Raw genomic sequence first — 2,136 nt, 5'->3', positions numbered from 1 at the left:
GACCTGATCCAGAAGACCGAAGCCGAGATGCTCCGCACCCCGAACTTCGGCCGCAAGTCGCTGAACGAGATCAAGGAAGTGCTGTCCTCCATGGGTCTGCACCTCGGCATGGACGTCGAGGACTGGCCGCCGGACAACATCGAGGATCTCGCGAAGAAACTGGAAGACCAGTTCTGAGAGACGCGGGTCTGACGAAATAAGGAGCGGGGCGCAGTGAGAGGGCGCCCCGTTTTCCTCCCCGCAAGGGGATCCGGGGCTTTGGCCCCACACGACCGGGCATCTGCCCCAAGGAGAGCGGTCCGCACGCATGGACCGCCTGACAAAGCAAAACCGCCCCACGATGGGCAAATGGAGTAAAGAAACATGCGTCACGCAAAAGGCTACCGCCGCCTCAACCGCACCCACGAGCACCGCAAGGCACTCTGGGCAAACATGGCCGGCTCGCTGATCGAGCACGAGCAGATCAAGACCACCCTGCCCAAGGCCAAGGAACTGAAGCGCGTCATCGACAAGCTCATCACCCTCGGCAAGCGCGGCGACGTGCACGCCCGCCGTCAGGCCGCCGCCCAGCTGAAGCAGGACATCCACGTCGCGAAGCTGTTCGAAGTTCTCGGCCCGCGCTACACCGAGCGCAACGGCGGCTACTGCCGTGTGCTCAAGGCCGGCTTCCGTTACGGTGACATGGCGCCGATGGCGATCATCGAGCTCGTCGACCGCGACGTCGACGCCAAGGGTTCGGCCGACAAGGCCCGCCTGGCCGCGCTCGAGGTGGCTGACGAGGAGTAATCCTCGCCTGAGCGACTGCATCGAGGCGCCGCAGGGATCTTCCCCGCGGCGCCTTTTTCATTTCGGCCTCACCGCATCCGACAGACGAAGCGAAAAGGCCATCCGGCCGGCAGCTTACGCCGCCTCCAGCTCCTTCTTCACCAGCGCCTCGATCTTCGCGATCGGGTGGTTGGTCAGGGTCTTCGGAATCTCGGCCACGATCTTGTCGGCCACCTCCTTGTGCAGAGCGGCCCGCAGGTCGCCCAGGACCTTCGGCGCGGCCACAAGCACCAGCCGCTCAAAGGCGCCGCGGTGGGCTTCGGCATAGAGCTTCTCGGCAAGATCCGCCGCGAAGCGCTCTTTCTGAAGCTCGTGCCAGTCGGTGTCGTCGAGCGCAGACCGCTGCCCCATCCCCCCGTCATTCATCCGCCCGGGACGGTTCGCCCCCTGCTCGCGGTCCGAAGGGTTCTCCTGCTCCTCGGCATCGAACAGGTCGAGGTTGGGGTTCTCATGGTCGGTCAGGTTGCGCAGGAACAGCGCCTTCTCGCTGTCCGTCACCACCACCCAGGTGTCCTGTTTCAGCTCTGTCATGGTTCGGTCTCCTTTCGTGGCGTCGCGGGACCCGGCGGCACCGTCACGGCGTCCGCCCGCACCCGGCTTCACGGGATCAACGCCCCTGCTCACGCGCACGTTCCGCCACTCGCCTTGATTCCATTTCCGCAGGCGGGCATATCGCAGTGGCACAGGAGGACCGATCATGCTCCGCAACGCCATTGTCGCGCTTGCCCTTTCCACCACCGCCCTCGCCCCCCTGCCCGCCCTTGCCGATGCGCAGGTGCCGCAGAGCCAGGCCGAGATCTCTCTCAGTTTCGCCCCCCTCGTGAAGCAGGCCACGCCTGCGGTGGTGAACATCTATGCCCGCCGCGTCGTCCAGGCCCGCAGCCCCTTTGCCGGCGACCCGCTGTTCGGCAACCTGTTCCGCGACTTCGGCGGCGGCGGCCGCGAGCGGGTGCAAAACTCGCTCGGATCCGGCGTGATCCTCTCCGACGACGGCATCGTGGTGTCGAACTATCACGTTGTCGGGCAGGCCACCGACATCCGCGTGGTGCTGAACAACGGCGCCGAGTACGACGCCAGGGTGCTCCTCGGGGATGAAGAGGCGGACCTCGCCATCCTCAAGCTCGAGAACGCCTCCGACATGCCCTACCTGACGCTGCGCGACAGCGACACGGTCGAGGTGGGTGAGCTGGTGCTGGCCATCGGCAACCCCTTCGGCGTCGGCCAGACCGTGTCCTCGGGCATCGTCTCCGGGCTGGCGCGCTCGGGCACCGCCACCGGCAACGCCCGCGGCTACTTCATCCAGACCGACGC

Annotated in this window: 4 protein-coding genes; 3 read left to right on the top strand and 1 reads right to left on the bottom strand. The window is 66.1% G+C overall.

What is annotated here, in order from left to right; all coding sequences use genetic code 11:
- Both HC022_RS24820 and rplQ read left to right on the top strand, forming a co-directional pair.
- Positions 1 to 177 (top strand): DNA-directed RNA polymerase subunit alpha C-terminal domain-containing protein (locus HC022_RS24820; protein WP_303049100.1); only part of this gene is annotated, 177 nt, incomplete at its 5' end.
- Between the two features lie 186 nt (positions 178 to 363).
- A complete protein-coding gene (gene rplQ / locus HC022_RS24815) occupies positions 364 to 786 on the top strand; it encodes a 50S ribosomal protein L17 (RefSeq protein ID WP_008884729.1) in 423 nt (140 codons plus the stop codon).
- 114 nt (positions 787 to 900) lie between these two features.
- Here the strand turns inward: rplQ and HC022_RS24810 are convergent, their stop codons facing one another.
- Positions 901 to 1,356: a host attachment family protein gene (locus tag HC022_RS24810; RefSeq protein ID WP_008883950.1), complete on the bottom strand. Its 456-nt coding sequence runs from the start codon at positions 1,354 to 1,356 to the stop codon at positions 901 to 903.
- A 166-nt stretch (positions 1,357 to 1,522) separates the two neighbouring features.
- Between HC022_RS24810 and HC022_RS24805 the strand changes: the two genes are divergently transcribed.
- The coding region (locus HC022_RS24805) for a trypsin-like peptidase domain-containing protein (RefSeq protein WP_175583732.1) at positions 1,523 to 2,136 on the top strand (614 nt) is incomplete at its 3' end.

Source organism: Salipiger sp. HF18 (genome assembly GCF_011806505.1).
GTDB lineage: Bacteria > Pseudomonadota > Alphaproteobacteria > Rhodobacterales > Rhodobacteraceae > Salipiger > Salipiger thiooxidans.
This window is presented reverse-complemented; position numbering and strand designations above follow the sequence as displayed.

What these genes read in the sequence shown, in the direction of transcription:
- HC022_RS24810 (WP_008883950.1), bottom strand. Translation starts at nt 1,356, where the DNA reads ATGACAGAGCTGAAACAGGACACCTGGGTGGTGGTGACGGACAGCGAG.
- rplQ (WP_008884729.1), top strand. Translation starts at nt 364, where the DNA reads ATGCGTCACGCAAAAGGCTACCGCCGCCTCAACCGCACCCACGAGCAC.